This window comes from Rhodococcus sp. NPDC055112 (assembly GCF_053607505.1).
Map to the genome: position 1 here is coordinate 52,152 of NZ_JBSGTR010000009.1, position 16,691 is coordinate 68,842.

General features: G+C 70.1%; 16 protein-coding genes. 11 read left to right on the forward strand and 5 right to left on the reverse strand.

The features are described 5' to 3' along the window. Positions 1-57: 57 nt before the first annotated feature. Genes ACWFRB_RS07120 through ACWFRB_RS07130 form a run of 3 tightly spaced genes read left to right on the forward strand, consistent with a single transcriptional unit; the run spans position 58 to position 2,500 of the window. On the forward strand, positions 58-897 hold the full coding sequence (locus ACWFRB_RS07120) for a phosphatase PAP2 family protein (protein ID WP_452639830.1): 840 nt from the start codon (positions 58-60) through the stop codon (positions 895-897). Beyond that, entirely contained in the window at positions 848-1,396 is a 549-nt protein-coding gene (locus tag ACWFRB_RS07125) for a GNAT family N-acetyltransferase (protein WP_452639831.1), read from the forward strand. Before ACWFRB_RS07120 ends, ACWFRB_RS07125 begins: the two co-directional genes overlap by 50 nt. Positions 1,397-1,429: 33 nt before the next feature. Next, positions 1,430-2,500, forward strand: a complete 1,071-nt coding sequence (locus tag ACWFRB_RS07130; RefSeq protein ID WP_452639832.1) for a glutathione S-transferase family protein — start codon at positions 1,430-1,432, stop codon at positions 2,498-2,500. Here the strand turns inward: ACWFRB_RS07130 and ACWFRB_RS07135 are convergent. After that, positions 2,485-2,883, reverse strand: coding sequence for a VOC family protein (locus tag ACWFRB_RS07135; RefSeq protein WP_452639833.1), 399 nt, complete (start codon positions 2,881-2,883; stop codon positions 2,485-2,487). The genes ACWFRB_RS07130 and ACWFRB_RS07135 overlap by 16 nt on opposite strands. After that, positions 2,880-3,728: a helix-turn-helix domain-containing protein gene (locus ACWFRB_RS07140; protein ID WP_452639835.1), complete on the reverse strand. Its 849-nt coding sequence runs from the start codon at positions 3,726-3,728 to the stop codon at positions 2,880-2,882. Before ACWFRB_RS07140 ends, ACWFRB_RS07135 begins: the two co-directional genes overlap by 4 nt. 132 nt (positions 3,729-3,860) lie before the next feature. Here ACWFRB_RS07140 and ACWFRB_RS07145 point away from each other — a divergent pair, with 132 nt between their 5' ends. From ACWFRB_RS07145 to ACWFRB_RS07155, 3 genes are all read left to right on the forward strand, one after another. Then, complete coding sequence (locus tag ACWFRB_RS07145; RefSeq protein ID WP_452639942.1) at positions 3,861-4,538, forward strand: hypothetical protein; 678 nt, start codon at positions 3,861-3,863, stop codon at positions 4,536-4,538. A 23-nt stretch (positions 4,539-4,561) separates the two neighbouring features. Further along, positions 4,562-5,068, forward strand: a complete 507-nt coding sequence (locus ACWFRB_RS07150; protein WP_452639837.1) for a hypothetical protein — start codon at positions 4,562-4,564, stop codon at positions 5,066-5,068. Between the two features lie 66 nt (positions 5,069-5,134). Further along, positions 5,135-5,767: a DUF305 domain-containing protein gene (locus ACWFRB_RS07155; RefSeq protein ID WP_452639839.1), complete on the forward strand. Its 633-nt coding sequence runs from the start codon at positions 5,135-5,137 to the stop codon at positions 5,765-5,767. A gap of 63 nt (positions 5,768-5,830) precedes the next feature. Here the strand turns inward: ACWFRB_RS07155 and ACWFRB_RS07160 are convergent, their stop codons facing one another. Further along, the gene (locus tag ACWFRB_RS07160; protein WP_452639840.1) at positions 5,831-6,826 is read right to left on the reverse strand and encodes an HNH endonuclease signature motif containing protein; all 996 of its coding nucleotides are present in this window, start codon (positions 6,824-6,826) and stop codon (positions 5,831-5,833) included. Continuing rightward, positions 6,787-7,704: a DUF222 domain-containing protein gene (locus ACWFRB_RS07165; protein ID WP_452639842.1), complete on the reverse strand. Its 918-nt coding sequence runs from the start codon at positions 7,702-7,704 to the stop codon at positions 6,787-6,789. Before ACWFRB_RS07165 ends, ACWFRB_RS07160 begins: the two co-directional genes overlap by 40 nt. Positions 7,705-7,817: 113 nt before the next feature. Between ACWFRB_RS07165 and ccsB the strand changes: the two genes are divergently transcribed. Next, positions 7,818-8,798 (forward strand): c-type cytochrome biogenesis protein CcsB, encoded by a 981-nt coding sequence (gene ccsB / locus ACWFRB_RS07170; protein WP_452639843.1) that lies wholly within the window; start codon positions 7,818-7,820, stop codon positions 8,796-8,798. On the opposite strand, the gene ACWFRB_RS07175 is transcribed toward ccsB, so the two are convergent. Further along, the gene (locus ACWFRB_RS07175) at positions 8,795-9,973 is read right to left on the reverse strand and encodes a YbfB/YjiJ family MFS transporter (protein ID WP_452639844.1); all 1,179 of its coding nucleotides are present in this window, start codon (positions 9,971-9,973) and stop codon (positions 8,795-8,797) included. The genes ccsB and ACWFRB_RS07175 overlap by 4 nt on opposite strands. 112 nt (positions 9,974-10,085) lie before the next feature. Between ACWFRB_RS07175 and ACWFRB_RS07180 the strand changes: the two genes are divergently transcribed. The 4 genes from ACWFRB_RS07180 to ACWFRB_RS07195 all read left to right on the forward strand — a co-directional run bounded on the left by ACWFRB_RS07180 (position 10,086) and on the right by ACWFRB_RS07195 (position 16,617). Next, positions 10,086-10,943, forward strand: coding sequence for an LLM class F420-dependent oxidoreductase (locus tag ACWFRB_RS07180; RefSeq protein ID WP_452639845.1), 858 nt, complete (start codon positions 10,086-10,088; stop codon positions 10,941-10,943). Positions 10,944-11,014: 71 nt separating this feature from the next. Beyond that, on the forward strand, positions 11,015-11,968 hold the full coding sequence (locus tag ACWFRB_RS07185) for an ABC transporter ATP-binding protein (RefSeq protein ID WP_452639847.1): 954 nt from the start codon (positions 11,015-11,017) through the stop codon (positions 11,966-11,968). Then, complete coding sequence (locus tag ACWFRB_RS07190) at positions 11,965-12,726, forward strand: ABC transporter permease (protein ID WP_452639848.1); 762 nt, start codon at positions 11,965-11,967, stop codon at positions 12,724-12,726. Before ACWFRB_RS07185 ends, ACWFRB_RS07190 begins: the two co-directional genes overlap by 4 nt. A 63-nt stretch (positions 12,727-12,789) precedes the next feature. Further along, the gene (locus tag ACWFRB_RS07195; RefSeq protein ID WP_452639849.1) at positions 12,790-16,617 is read left to right on the forward strand and encodes an ABC transporter ATP-binding protein; all 3,828 of its coding nucleotides are present in this window, start codon (positions 12,790-12,792) and stop codon (positions 16,615-16,617) included. The last annotated feature ends 74 nt before the right edge of the window (positions 16,618-16,691 follow it).

A 16,691-nucleotide genomic window follows, 5' to 3' on the forward strand; every position in this document is an offset into this window, starting at 1 on the left:
ACTTCGGCAACGGCTTTTCTCACCGAGCTCTCATGTGGGCGCGGCATGCTGGTTCGAATGGGGACCCCGAAGCCGAAGGCCCGTGGCCGCGTACCGCGGTTCATGCCGGGCGCGACGATCGCGACGATGTGCGCGATCGCGCTGATGGTCGTGCACTCGGTGTTCGTCACCACCGAGGGCGGCCAGCTCGTCGACCAGCAGGCGATGCGCGCCGCGAACGCCGCACCCGACTCCTGGCACGAGGCGGGCTTCGCCCTGCTCGGCGCGGTGAATGCGACGTTCATCGCCACGGCGATCGGAGTGATCGCCCTCATCGGGCTGATCCGTCGTCGGCCGCGCTCGATCATGGTTGCGCTGGCGGTGATCGCGGGCGCGAACCTCACCACGCAGGCGGTCAAGATGCTGCTCGACCGGCCGTATCTCGGCTGGGGCGCGCAGAACACGCTGCCCAGCGGGCACGTCACCGTGCTCACCTCGCTGGCGGTCGGGCTGGCGATGGTCCTGACCCCTGGCTCGCGGTCCGCGGCGGCGGCGCTGATGTGCGGGGCCGCCGCCGCGGCCGGATCCGCGGTGATGATCTGCCAGTGGCACCGGCCGAGCGACGTGATCGCCGCGGTGCTCGTCGTCGCGGGCTGGGCCGCGATGCTGTGGCCGGCGTGCGCCGAGCGCCGGGACCGATACCGTGGCCAGGGTGGACGCCCATCAGATCGACATCATCGCCCTGGCCTGGGCCAGGGAACTGGGACTGCCGGACCGTGGCCTGGCCCTGCCGGGTACCCGGCAGCTCCTGGTGGACCAGACCTCCGACCGGGTCCGGTTCCTCCGGCTGGCTGGGACCACCGCGCTGGTGGGCCCGGGCTGGGCGATCGAACGGGCGCAGCACTACAGCGACGATGAGCTGACCGACGGCGCGACGATGCTCACGATCACCAAGGACCACGGTGGCAGCTGTTCGGGCCCGCGACTGCTGTCCTTCGCCGCCGATGTGGGCACCGAGATCGGCCGCGAGGACCCGCTGATCTCGCACGACCTCGAACACGTGCTGGCCCTGCAGTCGGCCTGCCCGCCCGACGACGTTGCGGAGGCCGACCTCACCGGAAAGCGGAACTGGTTCACGCTCGTCGACGACGCCGGGACGCCGCTGTCCTCGTCCGGATACGTGGAATGGCAGGGCATCCTGGCCCACATGGGCGCGCTCACCTCGCCGGATCACCGCAGGCGCGGACACGGAGCCGTGGTGGCCCGGCTGACGACCAACGACGCGATCGACGCCGGCCTGATCCCGCAGTGGCGCAGCCACCCCGGCAACACGGCCTCGCGCCGGATGGCCGCGTCGCTGGGCTACGAGGAGCTGGGCGTCCATACCGCGGCGACGCTCCCGCGAAGTACCGTGTGAATTGTTGCCCACCGCCGACGGAGTTGATGAACAGTGACCGACGAGAACAGCACCACCGGCTCGTACGTCGAAGCGGGCCAGGAGTTCACCCGCGACACCCGCTACATCAACACCCGGATCACCGCGGACGGCCGCGACGCCTACCCGGTCGAGCCCGGTCGCTACCGCCTCGTCGTCGCGCGGGCCTGCCCGTGGGCCAACCGGGCCATCATCGTGCGGCGCCTGCTCGGCCTCGAGGACGTCCTGTCGATGGGCATCTGCGGGCCGACGCACGACCAGCGGAGCTGGACCTTCGACCTCGATCCCAGCGGGGTGGACCCGGTGCTGAAGATCCCGCGCCTGCAGGACGCCTACTTCGCGCGCTTCCCCGACTATCCGCGCGGGATCACGGTGCCCGCGGTCGTCGACATCCCGACCGGTCAGGTCGTGACCAACAACTATCCGCAGATCACCCTCGACCTCTCGACCGAGTGGAAGCAGTTCCACCGCGAGGGCGCACCCGACCTGTACCCGGAGGCGCTGCGACCGGAGATCGACGAGGTCGCCGAGCTGGTGTTCAAGGATGTCAACAACGGCGTGTACCGCTGCGGTTTCGCAGGCACACAGGAGTCGTACGAAGCAGCCTATGACCGCCTCTTCGCGAGGTTGGACTGGCTGACCCATCGCCTCGCGACGCAGCGATTCCTGGTGGGCGACACCATCACCGAGGCAGATGTCCGGCTGTTCACCACCCTGGTCCGGTTCGATCCGGTCTATCACGGGCACTTCAAGTGCAACCGCAGCAAGCTCACCGAGATGCACGTGCTGTGGGACTACGCGCGAGACCTGTTCCAGACGCCTGGCTTCGGCGACACCATCGACTTCGCGCAGATCAAGGAGCACTACTACGTGGTGCACTCCGACGTGAACCCGACCCAGATCATCCCCAAGGGGCCGGATCTCGCGAACTGGCTCGAGCCGCACGGGAGGGAATCGTTGGGCGGCAGACCGTTCGGCGACGGCACGCCGCCGCATCCGCCGAAGCCCGACGAGGTGGTCCCCGCCGATCACTGGGTCCTGGGCGGCTCTCCCCACCCCGGCGGTGCCGGCTATTCGCCTCTGTAGGTACCGAAGCTCCAGTACACGCCCTCGGGGTCGCGGCAGGTGAACCCACGCGAGCCGTAATCCTCGTCGGTCAGCCCCTTCACGATGGTCGCCCCGGCGTCGACGGCGCGCCGGTACAGCGCGTCGGGGTCGGTGACGACGATGTACACCGAGCCGACCCCCGTCGGCAGGTCACCAACGGCTGAGTCGGGGCGTTGCGAGCCGAGCATGATGCCGCCGCCGCCCGGCCAGTCGAGCTGAGCGTGGTCGACCCGCTCCCCCTCCCCGTAGACGGCGGTCTCGATGAACCCGAAGGCGTTCACGAGGAACGCGATTGCCTCTCGCGCGTTCGCGTAGCTGAGCGTGGGCCAGACGGTGGTGGTGTCTGTCTTCTGTGCGGTCATGCCCTCGACACTGCTCCTTCTGACGTCTGGTCCGCTTGGATGAATGAGAACAGCTCCTCGGCCCGCCATCTCGAGGGCGGGATCCCGACGATGTCCCGCCAATCCCGCGCCAGGTGGGCCTGGTCGTAGAAGCCGCACCGGACCGCGGCGTCGGCGAGCGAGATGGACGGCCGGCTCCGCAGGAGTTGATGCGAGCGGTGGAAGCGGGCCAGCTTGGCCGCCTCCTTGGGACTGACCCCGAACTCGGCGGCGAACCGGCCGACCAGGTGCCTTCTGCTCCAACCGATCTCGCGGGCCACCTGGCCCACCCGCACCACACCGTCGGCGGCCGTCAGTAGCTGCCACGCGTGCGCGAGGTGCGGGTCGATCTCGGCTGCGGCGAGGCGGCGGGACAGCACCTCGTCGAGCACCGCGAACCTTGCTTCCCAGGAGGGCTGCGCCGCGATCCGGTCGCTCAGCTCGGTGGCGTCGGCGCCGAGCAGGTCCTCGAGCTCGACGACCCAGGCACCGAGCTCGGCGGCGGGCACGCCGAGGAGCGCCCTGGAACCGGCCGGGGTGAGGGCGAGCTGGACACCGTGCTGGTTGCCGTCGTGCCGGATCGTCACTGGCGCGGTGGACAGGCCGCTGGCGAGGGTGCCCCAGGCGCCGGGCTGCTGCCGCGGTTCGGACATCCGTGCGAGTTCGAGCGGGGCGTCGAGCGCGATGATCACCGTCAGGTACGGCGTGGGCAGGCCAAGGTGCGAGCCGGGCTCGTACCCGGCCAGTCGATAGCCCTCGTAGGGGCCGACGAACGGGCGCAGGGCCTGCGCAGGCGATGCCCGTCTACCCTCCGAGTGCCCGGTCATGAACTCAGCGTAGGCAGTGATCTGCGTCGCATCCAGGGATGACGTGCCCGGGCCAGGAACAAACACGACGTGGCCGACCGTTGGACAGGAGTTCGGCCGCGGACGGTGCTGGCCGTGACGGAGGGGAAGACCATGGCGGACAAGCTGGGACGCATCGAACAGGTCATCGTGTCGCTGCTCGACAACGGCGCCAAGCTGCAGGGACCCGCGATCCAGAAGTACGTGGACCGGGTTCGCCGCGCCCACCCCGACGAGAATCCTCAGCAGATCGTCGAGCGAATGGAAAAGATCTTCCTCACCGCGGTGACCGGCAGCGGCGGCGCGGTGGGCGCGGCCGCTGCGGTGCCCGGCATCGGAACTGTCGGCTCGATCGCGGCGGTCGGCGCCGAGTCGGCGTTCTTCCTGGAGGCCTCGGCTTTGCTGACGCTGGCGATCGCCTCGGTGCACGGCATCTCGGTGCAACAGCACGAGCAGCGCCGTGCGCTGGTCCTCGCGGTGGCCCTTGGCGCCTCGGGCATGGAGATCGTGGAGAAGGCCGTCGGCGCGACCACCAAGAACTGGGGCTCGCTCATCACCAATCGGCTCCCGGCGCAGACCATGTCGGGGATGAACCGGAAGCTGATCCACAAGTTCGTCACCAAGTACGCGGCCCGCAGGAGTGCTCTGATCCTCGGCAAGCTGGTGCCCGCGGGCATCGGCGCCGCCATCGGCGGCACCGGAAACCGGGTCATCGGCAAGGGCGTGATCAACAACGCGCGCGACGCCTTCGGGCCCGCACCCGCACGGTGGCCGCTGGAGCTTACTACCTGACCCCCGCAGGGTATGGTCTAGGCATGGACCGGCTCCGCCTCGCCCCGCAGCGCGCCGCACTGTCGTGCGCGCTGCTGCTCGGGGCGCTGGTGTGCGGCCTGCTGGCGATGCATCACGTGGCGGCGGCCGTGCAGGCGCACGGTTCCACGGCGGCGGTCAGCGCGCCCGCGGCGGACACGCACGACGCGGGCGCCCCGGTCACAGCCCACGGGGCTATGACCGGATTCGAGTCCACCGCCATGGCACCGGATCGGCCGGCGTCGGATCCCGGGACGTCGGCCCATGCGGCCGCGCCCGCGGATCAGCGGCCCGCCGACCACACCGGCGGCCATCACATGCTCAATGCCTGCGTCGCGGTCCTGCTGTCGGCGGTGCTGCTGGCCATGTCCGTGATCGCGTTCGGCCTCCCGTCGGGCGCGGGCACCCGCATCCGCCGCGGCCGGTCCGCGGTGACCTACACCGGTCGCGGGCCACCGTTTGCCGCGCCCACCTCGAATCGCCTTGCCACCTTGTGCCTTCTGCGGGTCTGACAGGGCCACTGCGTCGTGCTCGACGCAGTTCGGCCACTGATCCACTCGGAAGACCAAGGAAGAATGATGAACACACGTACCAAGACCGCGGGCCTGATCGCCGCGGCCGCTGCCGCCGTCGCCCTGATCGCGGGCTGCTCCAACGACGACTCCGGATCCGGCCACTCGATGGATTCGATGGGCGGGGCGTCCATGACCTCGAGTTCGGCGCAGTCCGCGTCGTCGGGCACGCACAACAATGCCGACACCATGTGGGTGCAGATGATGAACCCGCACCACCAGCAGGCCGTGGAGATGGCGGCGCTGGCCGAGGGCCGCACCGCCAACGCCGAACTGCTGGCACTGGCAGGCCAGATCAAGGCCGCCCAGGACCCCGAGATCGTGCAGATGACGGGGTGGCTCACCGAGTGGGGCGTGCCGACGATGGCGGCAGACATGAGCCACGCCGACATGGGCCACGGGGACGGCGGCGACGGGATGATGACGGCGGAGCAGATGACGCAGCTCGAGCAGGCGTCGGGAGCCGATTTCGACCGGGCGTGGCTGGAGATGATGATCGCCCACCATCAGGGCGCGGTGGATTCCTCGTCCGCGATCCTGACTGACGGACAGAGCGAGCAGGTCAAGGAGCTGGCAAAGAAGATCATCGCCAGTCAGAAGACCGAGATCGACCAGATGAAGGCGATGCTCGGGCAGTAGCCGGGCCCGACCCTGCCGCCGCACGTCCCCGTGGCCACCCTGGTGGCCGCGGGGACGCGTGCTTCAGAACGGCGGCGGGTCCGCCGGCCTCGTCTGCGGCGGCGACGGGGTGTTGCCGCCGCGGCGGCCGGTGATGCGTGGGGTTGGGGTGTGCAGTGTGTGGCTGCCGTGGGCGCCCGCGGGGAGGGTGATCGCGGTGGTGCCGGTGCGGGAGGTCCAACGCAGGGTGTGGCCGGGCAGCACGGTGACGCTCCAGAGGCCGAGGGTATTGAGTTGATGATGGAACTGGCAGAGGCAGTGCAGGTTGGTGGCGATGGTCCAGCCGCCGCTGAGGGGGTCGTGGGCCAGGTACTCGATGATGTGGTCAAGTTGGCATCCGGCGGCCGGTCGGGTGCAGCCGGGGAATCGGCAGTGCCCGTCTCGGGCGTGGACGAGTGCGGTGGTGGCGGCGTCGGGGCGGTAGGTGAGGGCGCCGCCGGGTGGGGAGGTGAGGCCGCCGTGTCCGTCGGGGTGTTCCGGTCGCGCAAGGGTCGGGTCGGCGTTGGTGGCGGCGAGGATCGCGTCGGCGATGGTGCCGATGCTGACCGGGGCCGGTGGCAGCGCAGTGCCCAGCCGCGATGGAGTTGACGTCCCGAATTCGGGGAGGTACCCAGCTTTTCGGCGACTGCCGCGGGCGAGGAACGAGCGCACGCAGAACCGCGACGGTGGTGGCGGGGGCGATGCCTCGGGGCCGGGTGGGTCGGCATGGGTGTGGGCAGACTTCTCCCCATCGGTTTGGCCTTCTGGTTCTTCGTCGACCCCCGCGGCTGGCTCTGACTCGGACTCCGGCTGCGGGGCAATGTCATTGACAGTTCCTGTGGCCGCGCGGTCACCGTCAACATCGACGTCGCCATCGCCATCGTCGGCGGCGCCCTCGTCATGGGCGATCAGGCCGAGCTCCTCCGCCAGGTTCAGTGCCTCGGTGAGCAGGGCTTGCCACGTCCCGTCCGCCGCCAGCATGCGTGCCAGCTCCGGGTCGATCAGCCCATGCCCGTGCAGGTAGGCGGGCTCCGAAAGCAACCCAAGCAGCGTCGCGACTGGGGGTACCTCCCTGCACGAAGTGCTTGGGGGCCGATGGTGACCTGCGTCAGCGGCGCCCGCCGACCCGGCAGCGCCGTCCGGCCGGCCTGTGTGCAGTCGGCACGCCCGCAGCTGCACCGCAGGTAGGGCTCGCCGTGCATGATCGCCATCACCGAATCCACCAGCCGGCACTGCTTGCCGCGCTTGTCGCGGGGGCACACCGTGGCCGCGAACTCGGCGACCAGCTGCATCACCTGCTCGGCCTCCTCAGGCGACACGTTCACCTCGATGGTGGAGGAATTCCCGCGGGAGCGTTTGACGATCCGGCGCCCCAACTCCTGCGCGGTGTTTCGCTGCGCGGCCGCCTCCTCCGCCGAGAACTCCGAGACCAGTCGACCGATTTCCCCAGCCAACGGTCCCGGCGTCAGCTGCCGTGCCGCCGCCACGATCCCCGGCTCCAACGCCGCCACCGTCTCCGGCTTCAAGCCCGTCGTCTCGCGGGCAATCGCCCGCGCCCGGGGCAGGTCCAGCTCACCGGACTCGAAAGCCTCCCGCGCCAGCGGGAGCCGCAGCCGCAGGTCCATGCCCAACGCCGCGTACGACTCGGCGACGGTCTTCGAGCAACCCATCCGCACCGACAGCTCGGCGATCGCACCGTTACCGCAGTCGACGATGTCACCCGACCCCAACCGCACGTCACGTTCGATCCACGACTCCCAGAACCGGCCCGCCGCCAACACCTTCCGCGCCGCGAACCGATTCTCCGCCCGGCAGGACCAGGCGACCTCGTCGAGAGCGGCGACGTCGGCCAGCAGCGAGGCGACCTCCGCCTCGACCCCGGACCCCACCTCGCTGACCCCGTCACCACTCTCGAACATACATTCGATAATACGCCCGGGGCCCGACATAAATCAGGGCTTGCGCGAAGTCCAGCCAGCGCCGAGTCGTCTACTATCTACCGTAGTAGCCGATGAGTTGCGAGGGGGGCCTCATGCCGGTCAACACCACACTGGCGCAGTACAGCGACTTCGCATTCGCGTCCGCGTTCGCGATCTACGTTCTTGCTCTGGGTCTTTCAGCATTCGAATTTGCCGGCACATCCGTTCGCCCCCGCACCGCAGCGGACGCCCAGGCGCGGGCCATGGCCACTGTCGGCGCATCAGCCCCGGATATGCCGGGGCGAATCTCGACCGCGGACAGCAACCGCCCGCCCAGCGAGAGAGCTGGACGCGCCGCCATCGCCCTCACACTCGTTGCCCTGACACTAAACACGGCGGCGATCGTCCAACGTGGCCTGGCGACCGACCGCTGGCCACTGGGAAACCTCTACGAGTACGCACTCTTCCTGAGTGCAGCAACTGTCGTCTGTTGGCTGGTCGCGGTGCGGAAGTACCCGATCCGCAACCTGACAGTCTTCGTACTCGCGCCGGTGGTCGTACTCCTGTTCATCGCGGCAGCGGCGATGTACAACGATGCCGCTCCCCTCGTGCCGGCGTTGCGCTCCTACTGGATCGCCATCCACGTCACCATCATCGTGTCCGCCTGCGGGATCCTCACCTTCGCCAGCACGGCCAGCCTGCTCCACATCGTCGCCGTCCGCAGGCACGGGCACGGGCACGGGCACGGCCTGACAGCCTGGATCGCCAACCGGCTTCCATCCGCAGAATTGCTCGATCGAGTCGCCTATCGCACGACCATCGTCGGCTTCCCGCTCTACACCATCGGTGTCATCTGCGGCGCGATCTGGGCCGAGGCCGCATGGGGACGCTTCTGGGGCTGGGATCCGAAGGAGACCGTCTCCTTCATCGCGTGGGTGCTCTACGCCGCCTACCTACACGCCCGAGCCACCAGCGGATGGGGGACCCTTCGCGCGTCGTGGATCAACGTCGCAGCCCTCGCCACCACACTGTTCAATATGTTCGCCATCAACTTCGTCGTCTCGGGCCTGCATTCCTACGCAGGACTCAACTAGCGCGCGACCACCTGCTCCGACTCACGCACCTCCGCCCTGGCAGAACGGAGCAGTGGCACCAGGAACGCCAACCCGAGCACCAGGGTTCCGGCCGCGACAGCGAGGGAGCGCGAGTAGCCGGTGTCGAGCAACGGGGCCACCATCAGCGGGCCGAGGACCTGGCCGAGCCCGTACAGCGCCGTGCCGATCGCGGGGGCACGCGGGCCGACCAGCTCCGTGCCCTCCGCGAGCGTCAGCATCACGATTCCCATGAAGGTGCCACCGAAGGCCAGCGCCGCCAGCAGCTGCACCGCCGTCGAATCGAAGAGCGCCGATGCCCCCACCCCGATGATCTGGACGGCAAACGCCACCGCGAGCACGGCCACCCGGGAATGCCTGCGTGACAGCCTGATCCACAGCACGCAGGAAGGCAGTCCGGCCAGCCCGACCGCGATCCACACGGCGCCGCCCAACCAGGTCGCCGTTCCGATGGAGGCCACCGCGGCGACGATGAAGGTGGCGGACACGATGTAGCCGACGCCCTCACAGAAGTAGGCCGCCATCAACCAGGCGAACCTCCCCCGGTCCCGGCGCGACACCGGCGTCGACCCGCCCGCCGAGGCGGCTGCCACCGGATCACCGCCGGGCAGCGACCACGCGAACAGCGCCAGGACCGCCGCCAACGCGGCCACCACGAGCCAACTCACCCGCCACGATCCACCGGACCCCAACGCGAGAAGCGCGCAGCCGGACAACGCGATTCCGGCCCCGATACCACCGAACACCCAGCCGACGCCGTCCCCGCCGCCCGTGACCTGCTGGTGCGCCACCCGCGCGGTGAACACGAACAGCACCGCGCTGGCGACACCGGCCAGGAACCGCAGCGTCAGCCACAGCGACATCGACTCGGCCGCAGGCATCAGCGCCAGAGTCGCGATCAGCAGGAGCAGCGACACCCGCAGCGCCGCCCTGCTCCTGGGAATCCAGTGCGCGAAGATCGCCGCCACCGCACCCACCAGGTATCCGAGGTAGTTCGCCGTCGCCAGCGTGGCCGCGGACTCCGCGGTCAGCCCCGTCTGACTCACCATCAACGGGAGGATCGGCGTGAACGCGAACCGCCCCAGTCCCATGGCGACCGCCAGGGTAAGGCTCGCGCGCAACACGAGCATCCGATCGTTGCCCCCGGTAACCACCATGATCAGCAGGCTACGACCCACCGAGAATCACCGAATCAGCTGCCGGAATGAACTCCCGCTTCGCGGGGTTGCGCAAGGCACCCCTATGGCAAGCCAATCGGACGGAGAGCCCATGAGCGTCATCGAAGAAACCCCCGACCTCGGCCGAATCGGTGTGTGGCAGCCCGCGTACTTTGCGACTCCCGAGTTCGGGCAGGCGCTGGAACGACTGGGTTACGGCACCGTCTGGCTCGGCGGCTCCCCACCCGCGGACCTCGTGACCGCCGAGTCCCTGCTCGACGCGACCACCGGCCTCACCGTCGCCACCGGGATCACCAACATCTGGGTCTCCCCCGCCGCCGAGGTCGCCGCGTCGTTCCACCGACTGGAGGCGCGCCACCCGGGCCGGTTCCTGCTCGGCATCGGCGCCGGTCATCCCGAGCACTCCGGACAGGTCTACGCGAAGCCATACCAGGCACTCGTCGCGTATCTCGACGAACTCGACGCGGCCGGGGTCCCCGCCGGGCGCCGCGTCCTCGCCGCTCTCGGACCGCGGGTGCTCAAGCTCGCCGCGGACCGCACCGCGGGCGCGCACCCCTACCTGACCACCCCCGAGCACACCCGCGAGGCGCGCGAGTTGCTCGGCCCTGAACCACTTCTCGCACCCGAGCACAAGATCGTGCTCGACACCGACGCCGCGGCCGCGAGGGCGATCGGCCGCCCCGTCGTGGAGAACCCGTATCTGCACCTACAGAACTACATCGCGAACCTCACCCGGCTCGGATTCACCGAGGCCGAACTCTCCGACGGCGGCAGCGACCGGGTCATCGACGCCCTCGTCGCTCACGGCGATGCCGCTGCGATCGCCGCCCGCCTCACCGAACACCTCGACGCGGGCGCGAACCATGTCGCCATCCAAGCGCTCCCCGTCGACGGCGACCAGCTGCCCGCCCTCACCGCGCTCGCCGCCGCGCTCGGCCTGCGGAACTGAAACCGCGCGGGTTATCGGCCCGCCCCTCCCTCCGCGGATAGGCTGTCGCCATCACGGAGGGAGGGCACGGCATGAGCGCAGGGGGATCCCCGGCGGCACTCGAGGCGATCGGACTGACCAAGCGGTTCAAAACCGTTGACGCCGTATCGGATCTGAGCTTCACGGTGCCGCAGGGGTCGATCACCGGGTTCCTCGGCCCGAACGGCGCAGGCAAGACCACCACCCTTCGCATGCTGCTCGGCCTGGTTCGGCCCACCGCGGGCACCGCCACCGTCGCGGGCGTGCCGTTCGCGGAGCTCACGCAGCCCGCCCGCGTGGTCGGCGCGGTTCTCGATTCGCTGAGCCTGCACCCGAACCGCACAGCGCTCGGCCATCTCCTCGTCTGCACGGCCGCGACCGGGCTCCCCGATTCCCGCGCCAGTCAGGTGCTGGCGCTGGTCGGGCTCGAGCAGGCCGCCCACCAGAAGGCAGGCACCTTCTCGCTCGGCATGCGTCAGCGGCTCGCACTGTCCACCGCGCTGCTCGGCGATCCGCAGATGCTGGTCCTCGACGAACCCGCGAACGGCCTCGACCCCGAGGGCATCGCCTGGCTGCGCGAGTTCCTCAAGGCGTTCGCCAGATCCGGCCGCACGGTCCTCGTCTCCAGCCACATCCTGCGCGAGGTGGAGCAGACCGTCGACCGCCTGGTCATCGTGAACGAGGGCCGCCTCGTCTATCAGGGCGGCATCGACGAACTGCGGCGTTCACGCCAGGGCCGCATCCTCATCGCGGGCTCCGACCCCGCGACCCTGGCGATCGCCCTGGCAGCCAACGGGATCACCGACGCCCAGGTGCTGCCCGACGGCCGCCTCGCGGTCACCGGCGCCGACCTCGACACGATCGCCACCATCGCGCAGCCCGCAGGCGTGCGCATCTTCGGCGCCACCGCCGAGCCGGTCGACCTCGAGCAGGTGTTCCTGTCGATGACATCCGGCCGGTACGCGGCCGACTACCAGCCGGGCCACCACTACGGAGGTCCCCGATGACCGCGCTGCTCACCGCCGAACTCCGCAAGGTCACCACCCTGCGCTTCTGGTGGGCCCTGGCGATCGCACCGCTGGCCGTCGCGCTGTTCGCAGGGGCGATCTTCGCGGCGGTCGACGACACCCTCACCACCATGGACGCCGAACTCACCACCAGCGCGCCGAACGTCGGGCTCTTCATCACCATCGGCTGGGTCGCCCTGTTCGCCGGCCTGTTCGGCGCGGTGAACGCCGGCACCGAATTCCGTTACAGCACATTGACTCCCACCTTCCTCACGGCCTCGAACCGGGACCGGGTGCTCGCCGCGAAACTGATCGTGACGGCAGCGTTCGGCGCGCTGTACGCGATCGCAGCCATGGCACTCGCGGCGATCTGCCTGACGGCCTTCGGCGGCGCCCTCGAATTCGACGGCTCGCTGGCGGAACTGCTCGCAGCCGGGGCGCTGACATCCGTCGCCTGGTCGCTGATCGGGGCCGGGTTGGGACTGGCGCTGGCCTCCTCGATCGGTGCGGCGATCGCGCTGCTGGCCTGGTACCCGGTCGGCGAGATGATCGTCGGCGCGGTCCTCGCCGGGTTCGGTGCGGGATCGCTCGTGCAGTGGTTGCCCGGCGCGCTCACCCTGTCCACCGTGCTGGGCGCGGCCACCGACGGGCTCTCCGACACCGCGCCCTGGCCGCTCGCGCCGATCGTGCTGCTGGCATGGGCGGCGCTGTCCGCAGGCCTCGGCTGGTGGCTGACCCGAGCCCGCGACATCACCTAGGGCGGAGACATGCCCTAGGGCCTGAATCGTCCGCGTCGGACCCCGGGGCTACCGTGGATTTCGATGGTGACCTCGGAGAGCAAACGCGGCTGGATACGTCGGCTGACGGCCGAATGCTGGGCCCACAGGACCGTCGTGCTCGGCGCGCTCGCGGTCACGGTGATCGCCGCGATCATCGACATCTCGTTCCCGCTCCTGACCCGGATCGCGATCGATGACGCCACCAGCGGCGCCACCGAGATGATCGCGACGGTGGCCGCGAGCATCGCGGCACTGGCCGTGGTCCGGTTCGGCTGCCAGTTCGGCCGCCGGATGCTCGCCGGCCGGCTCTCCATCGATGTACAGCACGACCTCCGGCTCGGGTTGCTGGGCTCGCTGCAACGCCTCGACGGCGCAGGCCAGGACCAGATCCGCACCGGACAGGTGGTGTCCCGCTCGATCACCGATCTGCAGCTGGTGCAGGGCCTGCTCGCCATGGTGCCGCTGTCCGCGGGCGCGCTGATCCAGTTCCTGCTCGCGGTCGTGGTGATGGCCTACCTCTCCCCGCTGCTCACCGTCGTCGCGCTGCTCGTGGTCCCGGCGGTCTCGCTCGTGGTCTGGCTGATCCGACCCAAGCTGTACGCGGCCACGTGGTCCGCCCAGCAACGCGCCGCCGACCTCGCGCAGCACGTCGAGGAAACCGTCACCGGGGTCCGGGTGGTCAAGGGATTCGGCCAGGAGGCCAGGGCGGTGCAGCGCCTCGAGGGCCTCGGCCGCGACCTCTACGCCGAACGGATGCGGGCCGCCAGGATCAACTCGCGCTTCACCCCGACGATGGCCGCGCTGCCGCAGCTCGGGTTGGTCGGGGTGATCGCGCTCGGCGGCGCGCTGGCGCTGCAGGGCTCGATCTCCGTTGGCACCTTCCTCGCGTTCGCGACCTACGTGGCGACCATGTCGAACATCAGCCGATTGCTGTCGTCGGTGGTGATCATGGCCCAACTGTCGCGGGCGGCGGTCGAACGCGTCTACGAGGTGATCGACACCGAGCCGTCGGTCGCGGACCCGGCGCGGCCGATCCCGTTGCCCGCCGGGCCGATCGGGGTCCGGCTGCGCGGGGTCACCTTCGGCTTCGAGTCCGGCCGCGAGGTGCTGCGGGACCTGGACCTCGACATCGCACCCGGCGAGACGGTGGCCGTCGTCGGCCGGGCCGGCTCCGGGAAGACCGCGTTGTCGCTGCTGCTCCCCCGCTTCTACGCGCCCACCGAGGGCAGCGTGGGACTCACCTCGGACGGACAGGCCATCGACGTGTCGGACCTGCGCGCCGACCAGCTGCGCGAGGCCGTCGGACTGGTCTTCGACGAGCCGTTCCTGTTCTCCGACACCATCGCCGCGAACATCGCCCTGGGCCGCTCCGACGCCGGCGCCGAGGAGATCGCGATCGCCGCGAAGATGGCGCAGGCCGACGAGTTCATCGAGGCGCTGCCCGACGGCTACGACACCGTCGTCGGCGAGCGCGGGCTCACCCTCTCCGGCGGCCAGCGCCAGCGGGTCGCACTGGCCCGCGCGCTGCTCGTCGATCCCCGGCTGCTCATCCTCGACGACGCCACCTCTGCCGTCGACGCAGCCACCGAGGCCGCGATCTTCGACACCCTGCGCTCCCAACGCGATCGGACCACGCTGATCCTGGCGCATCGGCGCTCGACGCTGACCCTGGCGGACCGGGTCGCCGTCCTCGACGACGGTCGGATCATCGACAGCGGGACGATCGCCGAGCTCGACGAACGCTGTCCGTTGTTCCGGGCGCTGCTCGCCGACCCGGACCCGGAAGGCGCGCACCCGGATCCGACGCCGTTGCCGACGGGACCCGAACCCACAGACGCGCAACTGTGGCCCGAGACCGTGCCCTCCGCCGAGTTCGACGCGATCGTCTCCGACAACCCGGCCGCGGCGGCCGGGCACGGGCACGGGGGCGCACCCGGCCGCGGCGGTGGCGGAGGCGGAGGGCCGATGGCAGGCGCCCTCGGCGACGTCGCGGCGACCCCCGAGCTGCGGGCGGCGGTCGAGGCGCTGCCGCCCGCGGTCGAGAACCCACGGATGGACGACGCCGGCCTCCGCAGGCCCGATCCCGACTTCCGGCTGTCGTCGCTGCTGCGGCCGGTCCGCTGGATCCTGGCCGCGGTGGTCGCCTGCCTCGCGCTCGATTCGCTCGCGGGTGTGCTGTTCCCGTCGATCGTGAAGTTCGCCATCGATCACGGCGTGGTCCCCGACCAGCCGTCGGCGCTGTGGTGGGCGACCCTCGCCGGGGTCGCGTTGGTGGCCGCCAACTGGGTTGTGGTCGCGGTGATGACGGTGATCACCGCCCGCGCGGGCGAGAAGGTCCTCTACGGTCTGCGGGTGCGCAGCTACGCGCACCTGCAGCGGCTCGGACTCGACTACTACGAGCGCGAGCTGTCCGGCCGGATCATGACGCGGATGACCACCGACGTCGACGCGCTGTCGTCCTTCCTCCAGACCGGCCTGTCCACCGCCGTGGTCAGCGTGCTCACCGTCGTCGGCATCTCGGTGGCGCTGCTGCTCACGGACGTCGTCCTCGCGCTCGTCGCCCTCGCCGTCGTGCCGCCGCTGATCGTCGCCACCCTGATCTTCCGGCGGGTGTCCTCCGTCGCGTACTCGGTCTCACGCGAACGCATCTCCATCGTGAACGCCGACTTCCAGGAGAACGTCGCGGGCCTGCGCGCCGCCCAGGCGTATCGCCGTGAGGACTTCGCGGCGGAACGCTTCGCGGCGCGGGCGGACAGCTACCGCAGCAGCCGGATGCGCTCGCAGCTCGCGATCTCGATCTTCTTCCCGTTCATCACGCTGCTCTCCGACCTGGCACTCGCCGCGGTTGTCCTGGTCGGCTCGCGTGAGGTCGCGAGCGGCGACGCCACCGCGGGGACGCTGGTCGCGTTCGTCCTCTACCTCGGGCTGCTGTTCGGTCCCATCCAGCAACTCTCGCAGGTGTTCGACGGCTACCAGCAGGCCAGCGTCGGCCTCAGCCGCATCGGCGACCTGCTGCGCACCTCGAGCTCGATCGAGACCGCGACCCAATCCGACACCGTTCCCATCGAGGGCCACCTGCATGGCGACGTCTCCTTCGGTGCGGTGAGCTTCCGCTACAGCGGCGCCGAACGGGACGCGTTGAGCGGGGTGGACCTGCGGATCGAGTCCGGCGCGACTGTCGCGCTCGTCGGCAAGACCGGCGCGGGCAAGTCGACCGTGGTCAAGCTGCTCGCCCGGTTCTACGACCCGAGCACCGGTTCGGTCCGCGTCGACGACGTCGACCTGCGGGCCTACCCGCTGCACCGATACCGCGGCCGCCTCGGCGTGGTGCCGCAGGAGGCGCACCTCTTCTCGGGGGACGTGGCGAGCAACATCGCCTACGGAAAGCCCGACGCCACCCGTGACGAGATCGTGGCCGCGGCCCGCGCGGTCGGGGCGCTGCAGACCATCGCCGGCTTCCGGGGCGGGATGTTCCAGCCGATCGGGGAACGAGGCCAGGGGCTGTCGGCCGGGCAGCGACAACTGATCGCCTTGGCCAGGGCCGAGCTGGTCGACCCCGACCTCCTGCTACTCGACGAGGCGACCGCGACGCTCGACCCCGCGACCGAGCGGACCGTGCTGGAGGCGGGCAGGCTGCTCACCCGTCGCAGGACCGCGGTCATCGTGGCGCACCGCCTCGCGACCGCCGCCCAGGCCGACCTCGTGGTCGTGATCGACGACGGGCGGATCGTGGAAAGCGGTCGGCACGGCGAGTTGCGGCGTGCCGGTGGTCACTATGAGCGGCTCTGGGATGCAGCGCAGAGCCAGGAAGGGAATAATTCGCGAGGACTAACCGTCATCGATAGTAGAGAACCCGGCGGCCTGAAGTGATGTACTTCACTCGGCGGGCGCCCGGTGCGCGCTCGTCACAGATGGGGTCTAGCCTCAGGTCTATCCGCGCTGAT